18 protein-coding genes and 1 tRNA gene are annotated in these 16,129 nt (G+C 54.9%); 11 read left to right on the forward strand and 8 right to left on the reverse strand.

The features are described from left to right. Positions 1-2 precede the first annotated feature (2 nt). The gene (locus tag CWM57_RS16540; RefSeq protein ID WP_004102265.1) at positions 3-212 is read right to left on the reverse strand and encodes a YdgH/BhsA/McbA-like domain containing protein; all 210 of its coding nucleotides are present in this window, start codon (positions 210-212) and stop codon (positions 3-5) included. 333 nt (positions 213-545) lie between these two features. Here CWM57_RS16540 and CWM57_RS16545 point away from each other — a divergent pair, with 333 nt between their 5' ends. The 7 genes from CWM57_RS16545 (at position 546) to CWM57_RS16575 (ending at position 5,712) form a co-directional block, all read left to right on the forward strand. After that, positions 546-1,286 carry an amino acid ABC transporter ATP-binding protein gene (locus CWM57_RS16545; protein ID WP_008803988.1) on the forward strand — a complete coding sequence of 247 codons (741 nt, stop codon included), beginning with the start codon at positions 546-548 and terminating at the stop codon, positions 1,284-1,286. A gap of 8 nt (positions 1,287-1,294) precedes the next feature. After that, a complete protein-coding gene (locus CWM57_RS16550; protein ID WP_061156331.1) occupies positions 1,295-1,993 on the forward strand; it encodes an ABC transporter permease subunit in 699 nt (232 codons plus the stop codon). Between the two features lie 9 nt (positions 1,994-2,002). Next, entirely contained in the window at positions 2,003-2,755 is a 753-nt protein-coding gene (locus CWM57_RS16555; protein WP_012541007.1) for an amino acid ABC transporter permease, read from the forward strand. Beyond that, positions 2,745-3,587, forward strand: coding sequence for a transporter substrate-binding domain-containing protein (locus CWM57_RS16560; protein ID WP_100676100.1), 843 nt, complete (start codon positions 2,745-2,747; stop codon positions 3,585-3,587). Before CWM57_RS16555 ends, CWM57_RS16560 begins: the two co-directional genes overlap by 11 nt. A gap of 4 nt (positions 3,588-3,591) precedes the next feature. Next, positions 3,592-4,131 (forward strand): L-2-amino-thiazoline-4-carboxylic acid hydrolase, encoded by a 540-nt coding sequence (locus tag CWM57_RS16565; protein ID WP_100676101.1) that lies wholly within the window; start codon positions 3,592-3,594, stop codon positions 4,129-4,131. A gap of 208 nt (positions 4,132-4,339) precedes the next feature. Next, positions 4,340-5,128: a pyrroline-5-carboxylate reductase family protein gene (locus tag CWM57_RS16570; protein ID WP_100676102.1), complete on the forward strand. Its 789-nt coding sequence runs from the start codon at positions 4,340-4,342 to the stop codon at positions 5,126-5,128. 224 nt (positions 5,129-5,352) lie between these two features. Continuing rightward, the gene (locus CWM57_RS16575; protein WP_100676103.1) at positions 5,353-5,712 is read left to right on the forward strand and encodes a colicin E1 family microcin immunity protein; all 360 of its coding nucleotides are present in this window, start codon (positions 5,353-5,355) and stop codon (positions 5,710-5,712) included. A 272-nt stretch (positions 5,713-5,984) separates the two neighbouring features. Here the strand turns inward: CWM57_RS16575 and CWM57_RS16580 are convergent, their stop codons facing one another. The 4 genes from CWM57_RS16580 to CWM57_RS16595 form a co-directional block, all read right to left on the reverse strand. Then, on the reverse strand, positions 5,985-6,623 hold the full coding sequence (locus CWM57_RS16580; RefSeq protein ID WP_407045615.1) for a tyrosine-type recombinase/integrase: 639 nt from the start codon (positions 6,621-6,623) through the stop codon (positions 5,985-5,987). Positions 6,624-6,721: 98 nt separating this feature from the next. After that, positions 6,722-6,798, reverse strand: a tRNA-Pro gene (locus CWM57_RS16585). A gap of 76 nt (positions 6,799-6,874) precedes the next feature. After that, entirely contained in the window at positions 6,875-8,635 is a 1,761-nt protein-coding gene (gene yejM / locus CWM57_RS16590) for an LPS biosynthesis-modulating metalloenzyme YejM (RefSeq protein WP_061153836.1), read from the reverse strand. Positions 8,636-8,653: 18 nt separating this feature from the next. Beyond that, the gene (locus CWM57_RS16595; RefSeq protein ID WP_004195346.1) at positions 8,654-8,881 is read right to left on the reverse strand and encodes a YejL family protein; all 228 of its coding nucleotides are present in this window, start codon (positions 8,879-8,881) and stop codon (positions 8,654-8,656) included. A 186-nt stretch (positions 8,882-9,067) separates the two neighbouring features. On the opposite strand from CWM57_RS16595, the gene yejK reads away from it, so the two are divergent. Next, positions 9,068-10,075: a nucleoid-associated protein YejK gene (gene yejK, locus CWM57_RS16605; RefSeq protein WP_074388020.1), complete on the forward strand. Its 1,008-nt coding sequence runs from the start codon at positions 9,068-9,070 to the stop codon at positions 10,073-10,075. A gap of 10 nt (positions 10,076-10,085) precedes the next feature. Here the strand turns inward: yejK and CWM57_RS16610 are convergent, their stop codons facing one another. Further along, complete coding sequence (locus CWM57_RS16610; protein WP_074388021.1) at positions 10,086-10,847, reverse strand: DeoR/GlpR family DNA-binding transcription regulator; 762 nt, start codon at positions 10,845-10,847, stop codon at positions 10,086-10,088. An 81-nt stretch (positions 10,848-10,928) separates the two neighbouring features. Here CWM57_RS16610 and CWM57_RS16615 point away from each other — a divergent pair, with 81 nt between their 5' ends. Then, positions 10,929-11,525: an NUDIX domain-containing protein gene (locus CWM57_RS16615; protein WP_074388022.1), complete on the forward strand. Its 597-nt coding sequence runs from the start codon at positions 10,929-10,931 to the stop codon at positions 11,523-11,525. A gap of 79 nt (positions 11,526-11,604) precedes the next feature. Here CWM57_RS16615 and rplY read toward each other — a convergent pair whose 3' ends face one another. Both rplY and CWM57_RS16625 read right to left on the reverse strand, forming a co-directional pair. Then, a complete protein-coding gene (gene rplY / locus CWM57_RS16620) occupies positions 11,605-11,889 on the reverse strand; it encodes a 50S ribosomal protein L25 (RefSeq protein ID WP_008804000.1) in 285 nt (94 codons plus the stop codon). A gap of 136 nt (positions 11,890-12,025) precedes the next feature. Then, positions 12,026-13,783 carry a DEAD/DEAH box helicase gene (locus CWM57_RS16625; RefSeq protein WP_074388023.1) on the reverse strand — a complete coding sequence of 586 codons (1,758 nt, stop codon included), beginning with the start codon at positions 13,781-13,783 and terminating at the stop codon, positions 12,026-12,028. A 147-nt stretch (positions 13,784-13,930) separates the two neighbouring features. On the opposite strand from CWM57_RS16625, the gene rsuA reads away from it, so the two are divergent. Beyond that, a complete protein-coding gene (gene rsuA, locus CWM57_RS16630; protein WP_061153842.1) occupies positions 13,931-14,650 on the forward strand; it encodes a 16S rRNA pseudouridine(516) synthase RsuA in 720 nt (239 codons plus the stop codon). After that, positions 14,647-15,843, forward strand: coding sequence for a Bcr/CflA family multidrug efflux MFS transporter (locus tag CWM57_RS16635; RefSeq protein ID WP_074388024.1), 1,197 nt, complete (start codon positions 14,647-14,649; stop codon positions 15,841-15,843). Before rsuA ends, CWM57_RS16635 begins: the two co-directional genes overlap by 4 nt. Positions 15,844-16,129 lie beyond the last annotated feature (286 nt).

The following is a 16,129-nucleotide window of genomic DNA, read 5'->3' on the forward strand; positions in this document are numbered from 1 at the left end:
TTTTATTTCGTCAGCTCAGCGGTCATATGTACGCGGTTATTGAATTGAGCGCTGGTGATTTTGTAAGACGCGCCTTGCTCTGCGGCCTGCGCGGCAATTTTGGCTTCTGCACGGTCCAGGGTGGAAGCGCTGGCGCTGATGCTCTGAGCAAAAGTACCGAAAGAGATCATAGAGAGTGCGGCAACTGCAACGAAAGTTTTGATGGATTTCATGGTCGTATTCCTGAAGTGTTTTGTCAGTGTTGGAGCGTTGTTGCCCCGATGTGATAAATGATAGGCTGACGGTCGGATGATTAAAATCGAAACAATTTGCTCTCATTGTTCAGTAAATTTGAATAATTATTGTCAAGTATCGCCATCCAGTTTTGTTAAGAAAGTTAAATTACAATTCAGCCTCATTGTCATAACAAATATATAAAAAGTTATTTTTTAACTTTCGATAGATGATTTTCTTGTTTGCTATCATCTGAACTGCAGCAATATAGTTTTTAGGCAGCAATAAGCGCCGGCGTGCGGCAAATAAAAATTATCCACGAATATTTCATTATGATAACTATTAATAAGATCAGTAAAAGCTTCTCCGGTGAAAGAGTGCTAAAAGAGGTCTCGCTCAGTATTCATTCCGGCGAGATTATTTGCATTATTGGCCCCAGCGGCTCAGGGAAAACTACGCTATTACGTACGCTTAATTTCCTGGAGCCTGCCGATAGCGGGCAAATAAGAATAGATGATGTGGCGCTGGATTGCGCAAAAGCGGGCAAAAAGGAGATTGAAAAGCTACGGGCAAAAACCGCCATGGTTTTTCAATCGTGGAATCTCTTTCATAATCTGACCGCACTGCAGAATATTACCGAAGGCCTGATTTACGCTCAAAAGCGCCCGCGTCAGGAGGCGCAGGATATTGCTGAACAACTCTTAAAGCAGGTGGGGTTATTGCATAAAAAAGACAGCTATCCGCACAGTCTCTCCGGCGGCCAAAAGCAGCGTATCGGGATTGCGCGGGCGCTGGCAATTAACCCCGCCGTTCTGCTGCTGGATGAGCCGACTTCCGCGCTGGATCCGGAAAAAGTTGGTGAAGTGCTGGAGCTTATTCAGACGATTGCCGCTGCGGGTCAGACGATGATTATCGTGACCCATGAAATGGCGTTCGCCCGCCAGGTCGCTTCCCGGGTGGTATTTATGGAAAACGGCGAAATCGTTGAGCAGGGCCCGGCGGAACAGATATTTGGCGCAGCACAGCAGGGGCGAACCCGGGCGTTTCTGGCGCAACTGCACTATCATGCCTGAGGCTCATGATGAACAATAACCCGCTCTTTAACTGGCAGGATATCGCCGGAATATTGCCGAAACTGCTGGAAAACTTACCCGTGACCCTCGGGATAACGCTGGCCTCGCTGCTGCTTGGTTTGACGATCGCGCTGCTGATTGTGCTGCTGCAGTTTAGTCGCTTTAAGCCGCTCAGCGCGGTGGCAAACGGGTATACCGACATTCTGCGTGGCGCCCCCCTGGCGCTGCTGATCCTGCTGTTTTTCTTCGGCGGAAAATTAATTTTGACTGCGCTGGCGCTGCCGCCGCTATGGATTAGCGATACCACCTTTGCGGTGTTGTCTATTTCGGTCAGCATCAGCCCCTATTTTGCCGAAATGATGCGCTCGGCGTGGCGTGCGGTGGATATTGGCCAGAAAGAGGCCATTATCAGCTTGAATATTCCCTGGCATAAGGGAATGCTGCGGATTATTTTTCCCCAGGGGCTCATTATTGCTATTCCCGTTTTTGGTAATCTTTTAATTAACCTCGTGAAGATGACCTCACTGGTCAATATTATTGGTATTGTAGATATTTTTGGCCGGGCACAAAAGATTTCGCAAAATAGCTATGGGTCTAAACAGGTTGCGGCATTTATTAGTGTTATTATCGTTTACTGGGTGCTGAATAGTATTATTCTCTATTTTACCACTCGTATTGAAAAGAAGTATCAGTTCCTGCTGGAGTGATAGATTAACATGTTTAGCCTGGCGTTCATTCGGGACAATTTTACGTTTATTTTAAGCGCGCTGCCGGTCACCCTGGTGATAACGTTATTGTCCTTACTCTTTTCCACTCTGCTGGGCGCAGCGCTGGCGTGGGTGATTATTCGTCAGGTTCCCGGGGTTCAATGGGGGGCGAAGGTATTTCTCTCCTTTAGCCGTTCGGTCCCGGTACTGGTGATGCTGTATTTCTTTTTTTACGTCTGGCCGTGGATAGCCGCCGGGCTGTTTGGCGGCCCGCAGGACAATATGTACCACTATAAACTCTCGCCACTGGTAGCGGCGGTCACCGCGCTATCGCTGATTTTCAGCGCGTATTTCGCCGAAACCTTTCGCGCAGGCTGGAACGCGGTTGATAAGGGGCAGCGTGAGGCCGCATGGTCAATTGGGCTAAGCGGGTTCACGCAGTTCCGACGCATTATTTTTCCGCAGGCGGCAGTATCCGCACTGCCGAACTTCACCAGCGTGCTGATCGATCTGATTAAAGACACCTCGCTGGTTTACACCATCACCGTTATTGATCTGATGGCGAAAGCCAATATCGCCGCCGCGCGCGGGTTTCATTTTGTCGAAGCCTATTGCGTCGTGTTGGTGATTTATATCGTGCTGTGCCTGGCAATTGCCAGAGCATTGCGCAGTGTAGAACGGTTTCTGCGCGCCCGCTGGCAAGGAAACGTAAAAAAGAGTGTTCCACGGTTATCATTTTGGGGAAGGTATTTTGAAAAATAAAATTTTACTGGTGAGTGCGCTGGCGTTGGCAATGGGAGTTAACGCCGCGCAGGCGGTTGAAAAAAGTCCGCACGCGAAGACGGTTGAGGTTGTCGTTAACGCTAACGGTTTTCCCTTTAGCTTTGTGGACGATAACAACAATATTACCGGCTACGATGGCGATCTGTTAAAGGTGCTGGACCAGCGGTTAACCGACTATACGTTTCATTTTAATGCGGTCTCGCGCGACGCGATGATCGTCGGCCTGTCGACCGGCGCGTATACCCTTGCGGCGGATCACTTTTATCTCACCAAAGAGCGAGCGGAAAAATATGACCACTCCGGCGAGCCGACCGGGATCAGCGATTTACGCCTGATTGTACGTAACGATGAGAACGATATTCATCAACTCGGCGATCTCGCCAGCGGTAAGAAAAAGCTGGTGCCGATTCACACCTCCGACGCCCGTTATACGGTGATTGAAAACTACAACAAAAAACATCCAGGCCAACAAATTAACCTGCAGCCCAACGGCGAGCAGTCCGCCGCCGATATCTTTAAAGCGGTCGCTTCCGGGGAATACGATGCGGCGATTTATCCCATTGGCGCGCTGCTGGCATTAAATAAGGCGCTAAATCTCAATCTGAAAGCTTCGGATTCCGTCGGCCTGTTTCCTAACGTCTATTTGTATAAAAAAAATACCGACCCGCAGTTGATCAAAGCGATTGATGCGCAGTTGGTTGCCCTGAAAAAGGACGGCACGCTCGCTGAGCTCTCACGGAAATGGTACGCCGAAGATGTGTATGCCCTGCCGGGCGCCAGCGACGTCAAAGTGAATACCGACTGGGAATAAACGCATGACGCAAATAAGCTCGGAACCGGCGCATAACGCCGCCACCTTAAACGATGAGGTGACCCTGGCGCTGCGCGCCATTACTGAAAAACGCGCGGCTACCATCGGTTACCTGTTGGACGAAAGCCGACAACGTCATATCGAGGATGATTTTGCGCGTGAAGCCATACGCCACTATGGCCGCGATATCGGGCATAAGCTGCGCGCGCAAATGCGCGATCGCCAGGATTTGCAGGAGTTTGCCGGGCTGTTTACCCGCGGGCTGGAATCTCAGGTTTATGAGATGGAGCCCGTTAGCGCCAGCCGGGCTGAATTTATCGTCCTGTTTCACTACTGTCCTTACGTTAACTGCTGGCGGCAGCAGGGGCGGGGCGCCAGCGAAATTGAGACGCTATGCGATATCTGCATGGAAGGGGATCATGCGTTAACCGACGCGTTTCCGGGGCTGCGTTTAGAGGTGCAGACCGCGCTGGCTCGCGGTGATGCCGCCTGTCGGCTGCGTTTTTATCAGTCAGAGTCGCATGAGGCGGAATGGCAACCTTAAGTGGGGGCCACGCAACCAGTTTATTAATCAGCCAGAAGCGGCGATTCAGGCACTGAGCAGGCAAAAGCTCACCACGGTTGACGGCGACGTTGACGGACGGGTTTATCCCACTGACGGAACGGGGATTCGCGTTGCCGCCCCCGCGCGACAAAGCCGGCGCTTCGGTGTTGGTAACGGCGAATATCGTTTTGAGTAAGGAGTAAGATTTATGGCAAAGGTCCATTTTATTGGTGCCGGACAGATGACGGAGGCGATTATTCGCGCGTCATTAAGCAACGGTACGCTGCGGGCGGACGCGATCTCGCTGGAGGATATCGACAGCGCGCGAATCGAGGCTCTGCACTCCCGCTATCGGTTGTCGGGCGACGGTGGCTTAAGCGAGGCCTCTTTACTGGTGCTGGGGATCCGTCCGCAGGACGATCTGGCGGCGGTGGCGAGCCGCGTGCGCGCCCAGCTAAACGGCTCGACGACGGTGGTTTCTCTGATCGCGGGAGTGACCCTGGAAACGCTGGCCTCCCTGTTTGGTGAGGCAACGCCGATTGCCAGGACGATCCCCAATACTCTGACCGATACCGGATTTGGCTATAGCGGCGTGAGCTTAAACGCCCACGCCAGCGCGGCTGAGATTGAGCCGTTTCTGCGCGGTTTTGGCAAAGTGCTGTATTTGCCAGAGCGGTTGATCGATGTTTTTACCGGTTTTGGCGTCGCGGGGCCGAACTATATTTACTACTTTATTGAGTCGCTTACTGATGCCGGCGTACTGGCGGGGCTGTCGCGGCCTCAGGCGACGGAGGTGGTGCTGGAGAACCTGCTCGGCGCGGTCGAGATGCTGCGCCAAAGCCAGAAGCATCCGCGTCAGCTTCTGGATATCAATAATTCACCGACGGGAGTCGGGATCCACGCTCTGTATGAGCTGAACAACAGTGATTTTGCCGCAGGCCTTCAGCGCAGCGTACTGGCGGCGGTCAGGCGTACCCGTGAACTGGGACAGCGCTAAAACCCTTCTTCCCGCGACAGGCCGTGCAGCACCCCGGCGCTTTTCCGGTGATGCACTTAGAGGTGCGGCTTAAGGCCGCATGAGAGCGGTAGCCCAGCCGGATCGCTAATATCGTCGTGTATTAATCCACGGGGAGCAGGTCAGTGTTGTAAAACGTAGAAGGAACGGATACTCACTGGTCATGATATGATAGATTTAATGGTATAGCTATGAAGGAATCATAGATGATGACCTTGAAATATTATTTAAGGCACTGCTTATGGGGATGGTGTGGTTATGGCTATCTGATCTATTTTATAGTGCGCGATATGAATAACGGGCATATTTTTCCTCCCTATGCTCCTTATATGCCATTTGTGGTTGCATATCTTGTTTTAAGCACCTTCCTGTACCCATTCTCATATTATTCTTCGGAGAAACTAGCCCTTAAGATAATGACCAAACACTTTTGGGAACGTCACATTGGCGTGAACAGTGGTGTGTTTGGTATGTTCATTATTGTGTGGTTGTTTTGCATGCCGCTGTCTGTACCCTTATTCATCGTGTATTTATGTATACGTGAAAAAGTTAAAGTAAGTGCTTAAAAAATATGAAAGTTATCGTAATGGATTCACGCTGCGTCTGATAAGGGCATGGAACTGCTGATAACTACGGGTTTGTTAGTTTCTGGAAGGCTTCCGCGTATTTGGCAATGTCATTTATTATTCCATTGTCCTTATCCTTGTCCATGTTGCGGCATTATTTGGGAAGATGGCTAACAGGCTATATACGTCCTGACATGTTGCGTGCCGAGTGTAAATGAGTGCACTATCGCTCGTGCGGTTGTAATTGTAAGGGCAGTTATTCCGGGATTGGGTCAGTCCAGACGTACTTCGTTCGTGTCTATATGCGCGAGGGCTGCCTCGATTACATCTGGCGTAAACACGGCTTCAGTTGCTGCTGTACTGAATATGGCTTGCAAGCCATGAGAAACAAGAATGCCTTTGTAGCTCATACAGCGTAAGGTTGCATTGGCAGTCTGGCTGTTCATCGACTGTTTGTGGTCATTGGCGGATGGAAAAATGTATTCGCGGTGGTCGCTGATAGTCGCATAGCATCCAAAATCGCTAACACTTGCGAGGGGAGGGGGGATGGTATGCTCGCGACGCATCTTCATTCGACCAGCAGGTATTGTCCATGTGCTTGTGTTAGGGTCTATTTCAGACCAACGGGCAGACGCGGACTCTGCTGGGCGAGTTACGGTCAGCAATTGCCATTCATTCAGTAGCCGGGTCTGTAACTCGATGCTGGCAACAGAAAGAGTTTTCATCAGATCGGGAAGTGCTTCAGGCCTGATGGTAGGCATATTCTTTTTGACAGGTGCCTGGAATACTTTACGGATCTTAGCAGCGGGGTTAGAAAGTATCAGACCATCATTTACCGCGTAATCCATCACCTCGTTGATAAGCTGAATAACCCGCTTTAATGCTTCCAGTTTGCCACTGGCTTCAATCAAATCGACGGAAAACAGGCAACAAAAAACCCGCAAACTCAGAGAGAATGCGGGTTTCTGTAGGGTTACCGGTCGTTAACAACACTTACCGGTGAATGATTTGGTCGGCACGAGAGGATTTGAACCTCCGACCCCCGACACCCCATGACGGTGCGCTACCAGGCTGCGCTACGTGCCGACGCGTGGGGAACAATATTACCCGTTCCCCGAGCGAATGCAAGCGGGTCGCGCGCGATTGATTCATAATTAATCAATCAGTTAGCGATAAAGCGTTTTTCGTCAGTCAGGACCTGCAGCAACAGGCTGAGCTGCGGTTTCTGATCTTTAATTTTCTCGCCGTCGCGGCTCCAGGTGGTATAGGTGCCGTTATGGTTGAGGACCACGGTGATAGTCGGGGTGGTAATGGCCAGCGTATCGCCGTTGGCCGCGGTGACCCAGTTACGACGCCGTACGGCGCTGAACAGATCTTCACCCTGCGAGTACTCATTGGCTGGCGTCGAAACGTGGAGCAGACGCTGCATCAGCGTGGTCATCACATCTTTGTTATCGGTCAGCGTGGCAATTTCCTGGGCCGGCGTGCCTGGCCAGTGAATAACCAGCGGTACCTGCAGCTGCTCGCGCGACCAGTCGAACGGGTCGTGTTTGACGTTAAGCGGCTTGCCGTGGCCAGCGGTGATAATCACCACCGTGTTGTCGAGCTTGCCGGCTGCGCGTAGCGCGGTCAGCACCCGATCAATCTGGGCGTCGACGTCACCTGCCGCCTTGCTGTAACGGCGGACAAAGCCCTGTTGCTGCGTGTCGTCGAGGGTCGTACCGTTGAGCGAGATCCACGAGAACCAGCGATTCTCATCCTGCGCGTAACGGTCCAGCCAGCCGATCCATTGATTGGCCGTCTGCTCGTCGCTCTGGGTCTTCGCGCTCGGTAGCGAGAAGTCGGAGAGCAGCGCCTGACGATAGAGCGGGCTGCTAAACCCATCGGAGGAGAACAGGCCCAGCTGGTAGCCCTGCTGGTTGAGGGCGGTGATCAACGCGGCGGGAATACGCGCCGAGAGGACACCGTCCATATAGCCTGGTGAAATACCGTAGAACAGGCCAAACAGGCCGCTGTCGGCGGTATTACCCGAGCTCATATGCTGGGTAAAATTGACGTTCTCTTTGGCGAACGCCGCCAGCGCCGGCATGGTCTTTTCAAACCGCGAGTAGTTCAGATTGTCGACGGTGATCAGCAGCACGTTGTAACCCGCGCCGAGGTCACGGTAACGCAGGTTGCTGAGCGGATACTGGACCGATACCGCCTCCGGCGCCCCTTGTTCCACCAGGCGACGCTGATAATCCTGGGCGTCGAGCAGGCCATGTTTCTCGAGGAAACGGCGGGCGGTCATCGGATAGGAGAGCGGCAGATTCGCCCGCTGCATTGTGATCGGGCGATAGAAATTGGCATCCGCCCAGATATAGACCAGGTGGCTGCTGACGAACGACAGAAAGAAGAACCAGGCGACCGGGCGGGCGTAATGGCGGCGACGCGTCAGGCTGCGCAGTTTCTGCCAGCTCCAGGTGGCGAAGAGCATTTCAATCAAAAAGATGACCGGGACGCTGATAAACATCAGCTGCCAGTCGCGCGCCATCTCATTCTGGTCAGGGTTAATGACCAGCTCCCAGACGACCGGGTTTAAGTGAAGATGGAAGCGGGTGAAAACCTCGCTATCTATCAGCAGCAACGTCATCCCGGCGGTGGCAAGGATCACCGACAGGAAGCGCATCAGGCGCTGCGAGACCACGATAAAGGTCAACGGGAAGAGGATCAGCACATAGCTGGTAAACACCAGGAAGCTGAAGTGTCCGACGAGACTGACGTACGAAAAAAGTCGTCCGGCAAGCGTCGTCGGCCAGTCGGCGACAAAAAGATAGCGGCTGCCGAGCACCATGGCCAACAACATGTTGAACAGGGCGAACCAGTGCCCCCAGCTAACCATCTGGGAGACTTTTTCTCGGTAGGGCTGACGTAGAGTCACCATATACTGTTGCTGTTATCCTTAATGCGCCGGATCGTCGTTAATGGAAGACTGCAAAGCCTGCGCGAAAGAACGGGCGATGGCCTGACGCTGCGCCGGCGCGACGCTACTGTTGATCAGGTTGGTCACCATATTGCCTAACACCATCAGTGAAAGGTCAACCGGGGCTTTGTGTGATTCCAGGACGTTCGTCAGCTCACTGAGCAACTGTTCGACCTGTTGATCGCTATAGCGGGAAATTTGCGGCATAAACTCAAAATCTGTTTGTTCGTGAAAGGGCAACATATTACCGTAGCAGCAGCTTTTTTTCCGCATTTTTTCGCCGCGGCGCAAAAGCGCACCGATCGTCGGTAACAACGTCGAAATGTGTGGCGCCAGTTGCGTCGGCAACCCGGCGGTGGTTGAATACCGCCCGGTCTAAAAGGAGAGTTTAACATGAGTCTGGATATCGACCAGATTGCCCTGCATCAGTTAATCAAACGTGATGAACAAAATCTGGAGCTGGTGCTGCGCGAGTCACTGCTGGAGCCGAACGCGACGGTCGTCGAGATGATGGCTGAACTGCACCGGGTCTATAGCGCCAAAAGCAAAGCCTATGGCCTGTTCAATGAAGAGAGTGAACTGGCGCAGGCGCTGCGTCTGCAGCGTCAGGGGGAAGAAGAGTTTCTGGCGTTCAGCCGCGCGGCGACCGGTCGTCTGCGCGATGAACTGGCGAAATACCCGTTCGCAGAAGGGGGCATTGTCCTGTTCTGCCAGTATCGTTACCTGGCGGTCGAGTATCTGCTGGTGGCGGTGCTCAATAACCTGAGCAGTATGCGCGTCAACGAAGAGCTGGATATCCGCTCGACCCATTATCTGGATATTAACCATGCTGATATCGTCGCGCGCATCGATTTGACCGAGTGGGAAACCAACCCGGAATCGACCCGCTATCTGACCTTCCTGAAAGGGCGGGTAGGGCGCAAAGTGGCCGACTTCTTTATGGATTTCCTCGGCGCCAGCGAAGGGCTTAACGCCAAAGCGCAGAATCGCGGCCTGCTGCAGGCGGTGGACGACTTTGCCGCCGATGCCCAGCTTGATAAATCCGAGCGACAGAATGTGCGTCAGCAGGTCTACGCTTACTGCAATGAACAGCTGCAGGCCGGGGAAGAGATTGAGCTGGAGTCGCTGTCCAAAGAGCTCGCCGGCGTCAGTGAGAGGAGCTTCCAGGAGTTCACTGCCGAGCAGGGCTATGAGCTGGAAGAGAGCTTCCCGGCGGATCGCAGCACCTTACGCCAGCTGACCAAGTTTGCCGGCAGCGGCGGCGGATTGACCATTAACTTCGACGCCATGCTGTTAGGCGAGCGCGTGTTCTGGGATCCCGCCACCGATACCCTGACCATTAAGGGTACCCCGCCGAATCTGCGCGACCAGCTGCAGCGCCGGACGTCCGGCGGTAATTAAGTCCCACGCGCTATCGCTGAACGGGGATGATCTCCACGCCGCACTGCACCAGCTGCTGGCGCAGTGCGGCGTCGGGTTCACCATCGACGATAAGCATACTGGCGAGGCTCAGTTCGCCGATGGCAAAGGCTGACGCGGCGTTGAGCTTCTCCCGGGACGCCATCACCACGGTTTCCGCCGCTCTGGCCGCCAGTGCGCGTTTGATGCCCGCTTCTTCATAATCACCGGTAGTGAAACCTGCCCGCGGGTGGATGCCGGTCACCCCCATAAAGAACAGATCGGCATTGATCCGCGCCATACCCGCCAGCGTCTCGGCGCCCACAGCGACGACTGAATGTTTAAACACTTTGCCCCCGAGCAGGATCACCTCGATTCGCGGGTGGTCGACTAGCGCCACGGCAATACCGGGGCTGTGGGTGACCACCGTACAGCTCAGCTCCGCAGGTAAAAAGCCGATCATCGCTGCGGTGGTGGTGCCACCATCGACAATCACCACCTGTCCTGGTTGGATCAGCGCGGCAGCGGCGCGCGCTACCGCCTGCTTGGAGGCGATCTGCACGCTTTTGCGCGTTTCAATAGGCGCAATGGCGGCAGAAACCGGCAGTGCGCCGCCATGGACCCGCTGTAGTTTCCCGTCCGCCGCCAGCTCGCGCAGATCGCGGCGAATGGAGTCCTCGGAGACGTTAAATCGCTGACTCAGTTCCCCGGACATGACCTGTTTTTCCTCAGTGAGGATCTGGAGGATCTGTTGTTTTCTCTGACTGGCGAGCATCGATTTTCCTTCACGGCTGATCTTGTTTGTGCACGATTATGCATGTTATGGTGCCGTCTGTCACCTCAAAGGGGAAATAACATGCAAACTCACGCACCGCACGTCCGCCACGTTCGCGAGACGCTGCTCTCTGACAACTGGTACATCCTGAAAAAATATACTTTTGAACTGCTGCGCCGGGACGGCCGCTGGCAGGAGCAGAGCCGGGAAGCCTATGACCGCGGCAACGGCGCGGTCATTTTACTCTATAACCGTGAGAAGCGGACGGTGGTCCTGACCCGTCAGTTCCGTTTTCCGGTGTTTACCCACGGCCACGATGGGTATCTGATTGAGGCTGCCGCCGGGCTGCTGGATAACGCCTCGCCGGAAGCGCGGATCGTTGCCGAAGCGGAAGAGGAGACCGGCTTTCGCGTGACGCGTATCGAACCCGTCTTCACTGTCTTTATGAGCCCAGGCTCTGTTACTGAGAAGCTCTACTTTTTTATCGCGGAATATCAGGCTGATGATCGTCGGGGCGACGGCGGCGGGCTGGCGGCAGAAGGTGAGGATATTGAAGTGCTGGAGTGGCCGCTGGCGCGGGCGCTGCAGGCTATTCGCGATGGCGAGATCATGGATGCTAAAACGATAATGCTGTTGCAGCATCTGGCACTAAATGCTGACACGCTCCTCGCCGGCTAAGGCCGTGGGCGGTGCAGATAACAAAACGCCCCGGAGCCAAAGACTCCGGGGCGTTTGCCATACAACTTGCTATCGGCGATTACGCGCGAACGAAGTCGATGTGGGTCAGTTTCGGCTTGAACGCGTGACGCTGAACAGCCTGAACTTTCACTTTCTCTTCTTTGCCATCGATAACGAGGGTCACAACTTCGCCGTAAAATTCAGCTTTATCCTGCATGTTCCACAGTTTGTCGTGATCCAGTTCGATAGCAACCGGAGCAGCTTCGCCACCGTAGATGATTGCCGGGAACTTGTTAGCTGCGCGCAGGCGGCGGCTCGCACCCTTACCCTGCTCTTTACGTACTTCTGCGTTGATAGTAAACATTGATGTCTCTCTATATATAAAGCCTGCAACAGGCGACCCAGCTGCAGGCAGATTATCTGCTTTGCGAATGCAAAAGCGGGCGGCATTATAGCCGCCAATCGGCACAGCGGCAATCAAAACCTCAGTTTTTGGCGGATTAACGCAGCTCATTGGCGCGACGGAAACGGCCCTGATAATCGAACACTTTTTCCCGCACCTGCCAGTATTGCCCCTTCATTCGGGCGACGACAAAGTCAGGATGGCGCAGCAGCGCCTGCTGGGCAATGATATCCGCCGGGGTTATCCAGCGTAACGGCACGCCCGGCGTACGGGTATGCGGGCGGATAAACAACTGCTCAAAGGCGGTACGCTGGGCGGGCGTTTGCAGACGGAAGCGCTCACTCACGTCGGCGCCGTCCTCATCATAGTAGGTGATTTTCAGCCACGGGCCTTTCTCGTCGCTACCGTGCTGCATAGCCATGCCGCTGCAGCGCAGCACCAGCGCGTCCTTTAGCTTTAGCGCCGCCTTCAGCATATCGTCCGGGTCGACCAAAATCGTGTCGCACTCGCGGCAGCGGCGGGCAGCGATATCGTTTTCCGCGTTGCACTGCGGGCAGTTTTTGAAGCGAAAGCGGAAGTCGCACTGTTCGCGGTGGCCGTCATCATCTTCAAACCAGCCCTGGCAGCGGCGGCCAAAGTGTTCAATCAAGGTGCCGTCGGCGGTGGTTTTGCCCCAGAAGGTGTTGGCGAAGCCGCAGGCCGGGCAGAAGACCTGCACCGGAACGTTGTCGCTTTTCCCCTTCGGCGTCCCCACTTCCGGGGCGTACAGATCATGCGGGTTGCCGGCGTAGTCGAGGATCAGGCAGTCGGTTTTGCCCGGCGCCAGGCGCAGGCCGCGGCCAACGATCTGTTGGTAAAGACTCACCGACTCGGTGGGGCGGAGGATGGCGATCAGGTCAACGTGCGGGGCGTCGAAGCCGGTGGTCAGCACCGCGACGTTCACCAGATAGCGATACTCCTGCGCTTTAAACGCCTCGATGATGCGATCCCGCTCTGGTCCAGGCGTTTCCCCGGTGATCAGCGCCGCTTGCGCCACCGGCAGCAGGCCAGTCACTTCCCGGGCGTGTTCCACGGTGGCGGCAAAGATCATCACCCCTTTACGGCTTTCGGCGAACTCCACGATCTGGCTGACGATATGCGGCGTAATGCGCTGCTGTTTTTTCAGCTCGTGGTTAAGATCGGCTTCGCTGAACAGGCCGTTGCTTTGCGCCTGCAGACGGCTGAAATCGTACTGCACCACCGGCATATCAAGGCGTTCCGGTGGCGTCAGGTAGCCGTGCTTAATCATATAGCGCAGCGGCAGCTCATAGATGCAGTCGCGAAACAGCGCTTTCTCGTCGCCGCGAACCATGCCGTGATAGTGAAACTGATAGATCCAGCCCTTGCCGAGGCGGAACGGGGTGGCCGTCAGGCCGAGCAGCCGGAGCTGAGGATTCACCTGCCGCAGGTGACTAATGATTTGCTGATACTGGCTGTCGTCGTCATCGCTGATGCGGTGGCATTCATCGACGATGAGCAGCGAGAATTCACTGTGAAACTGGTCGAGATTACGCGCCACCGACTGCACGCTGCCGAACACCACTTTGCCATGGCTCTCTTTACGCTGCAGACCGGCGGCAAAGATATCCGCCTCGAGGCCAAGGGCGCAGTATTTCGCATGGTTCTGCGCCACCAGCTCTTTGACGTGGGCCAGCACCAGCACGCGGCCGCGGGCCAGCCGGGCGAGCTCGGCGATCACCAGGCTTTTGCCCGCGCCGGTGGGCAGGACAATGGCCGCCGGCTCGGTATGGCGACGAAACCAGGCGAGGGTGGCGTCGACAGCTTCTTGTTGATAGGGGCGTAATGTAAAAGTCATGAATTCACGGGGCTAATTAACTCGCGAATAGTATGCCACGAATCTTTTCCCTTGAGTGGTGTTAAGAGCCCGTTATACTAGCCAGTGAAATTCTTCTTTTTCGGGCGAGTTGCCCGCTCCAGCATTATTACAGGCTAAAAAAAACTCATGCGACTTGATAAGTTTATCGCTCAGCAGCTTGGCGTCAGCCGGGCTATTGCCGGGCGTGAAATCCGCGGTAGCCGCGTTACCGTGGACGGCGACATTGTGAAAGATACCTCTTTTAAGCTCCAGCCGGAGCACGAGGTGGAGTATGACGGTAACACGCTGACCCAGCAGCACGGCCCACGTTACTTCATGCTCAACAAGCCGCAGGGTTACGTCTGTTCCACCGACGATCCCGATCATCCGACGATCCTTTATTTCCTCGATGAGCCGGTGGCGCACAAGCTGCACGCCGCCGGGCGCCTGGATATCGACACCACCGGACTGGTGCTGATGACCGATGACGGCCAGTGGTCGCACCGCATTACCTCGCCACGCCACCACTGTGAAAAAACCTATCTGGTGGAGCTGGAAAGCCCGCTGGCGGAAGGGACCGCAGAGCTGTTTGCCAAAGGCGTCCAGTTACATAACGAAAAAGATCTCACTAAACCGGCGGTGCTTGAAGTCATCACCCCGACCGAAGTGCGTCTGACCATTAGCGAAGGGCGCTACCATCAGGTGAAACGTATGTTCGCCGCCGTGGGCAACCATGTGGTTGGCCTGCATCGGGAACGCATCGGCGACATCCTGCTGGATGACGCGCTGGCGCCGGGTGAATATCGTCCGCTGACGGAAGCGGAAATCGCCAGCGTGGGCGCCCCGCAAGCACGGAGTAAAACGTGACGGTGAAGCAGAATTCTTCTGTGGGAATTGTGTTTATTCTCGGCCTGCTGGCCATGTTGATGCCGCTGTCGATCGATATGTATCTTCCGGCGCTGCCGGTGATCGCCGCCCAGTACAACGTCCCGGACGGCAGCGCGCAGATGACGCTCAGCACCTATATCCTGGGCTTTGCGCTGGGTCAGTTGCTGTACGGGCCGATGGCAGACAGCCTTGGTCGCAAACCGGTGATCCTCGGCGGGACGCTGGTGTTCGCCGCGGCGGCGGTGGCCTGCGCCCTGTCGCAGACCATCGATATGCTCATTGTCATGCGTTTCTTCCACGGTCTGGCGGCCGCGGCGGCCAGCGTGGTGATCAACGCCCTGATGCGCGATATCTATCCGAAAGATGAGTTTTCACGGATGATGTCGTTTGTCATGCTGGTGACGACCATTGCGCCGCTGGTGGCGCCGATGGTCGGCGGGGCGGTGCTGGTCTGGTTTAGCTGGCATGCCATCTTCTGGATCCTCGCGCTGGTGGCCCTGCTGGCCTCGCTGATGATTGGCCTGTTTATCCGCGAGACGCTACCAGCTGACAGGCGTCTGCCGTTCCATCTGCGCACTACGCTGGGTAATTTTGCCACCCTGTTTCGCCACAAGCGGGTGCTGAGTTATATGCTGGCGAGCGGTTTTAGCTTCGCGGGCATGTTCTCTTTCCTCAGCGCCGGGCCATTCGTCTATATCAATATTAACCACGTCGCGCCTCAGCACTTTGGCTACTATTTTGCGCTGAACATTGTTTTTCTGTTCCTGATGACCATGTTCAACAGCCGGTTTGTGCGGCGGGTGGGGGCGTTGCGGATGTTCCGTGCCGGGCTGTGGATCCAGTTTGCCATGGCGGTCTGGATGGTGGTTTGCGCGCTGCTCGATGTTGGCTTCTGGTCACTGGTGATCGGCGTGGCGGCCTTTGTCGGCTGCGTATCGATGGTGTCGTCTAACGCTATGGCGGTGATCCTCGATGAGTTTCCGCATATGGCGGGCACTGCTTCGTCGCTGGCCGGAACGTTTCGTTTTGGTATTGGGGCGATCATCGGCGCGCTGCTGTCTATGGCAACGTTTACCACCGCCTGGCCGATGCTGATCTCTATTGCCTTCTGCGCAACCTGTTCTATTTTCTTCTCGCTTTACGCTTCCCGTCGGCGAAAAATCGCACACTAGGTCACATTTTCAGGGGCGAAATCGCCCCTTTCTTGATACATGTCAACCAGAATGAGCTTCAGGGTTCTGCGATTTGTTTCCTTTATGTAAAATCAATTAGTGTAAAAAGTCGCATTGTTGCGATAAAAAAGTTGTTTTGGATCACAGAAACGGGTACATATAGCGCCAATCGGCTCGCCGGGTAAAAAAATAAAGCGCTGGATTATAAGTGCTTAACCCTGTCCCGCCGCGGCTGTAAACGTTTTCTGCGTCAAGGCAGGACTATTTGTCAACAGTGTGTTAATAT

It is taken from the genome of Klebsiella sp. G-Nf4 (assembly GCF_002810615.1).
In the GTDB taxonomy this organism is placed as follows: domain Bacteria; phylum Pseudomonadota; class Gammaproteobacteria; order Enterobacterales; family Enterobacteriaceae; genus Klebsiella; species Klebsiella variicola.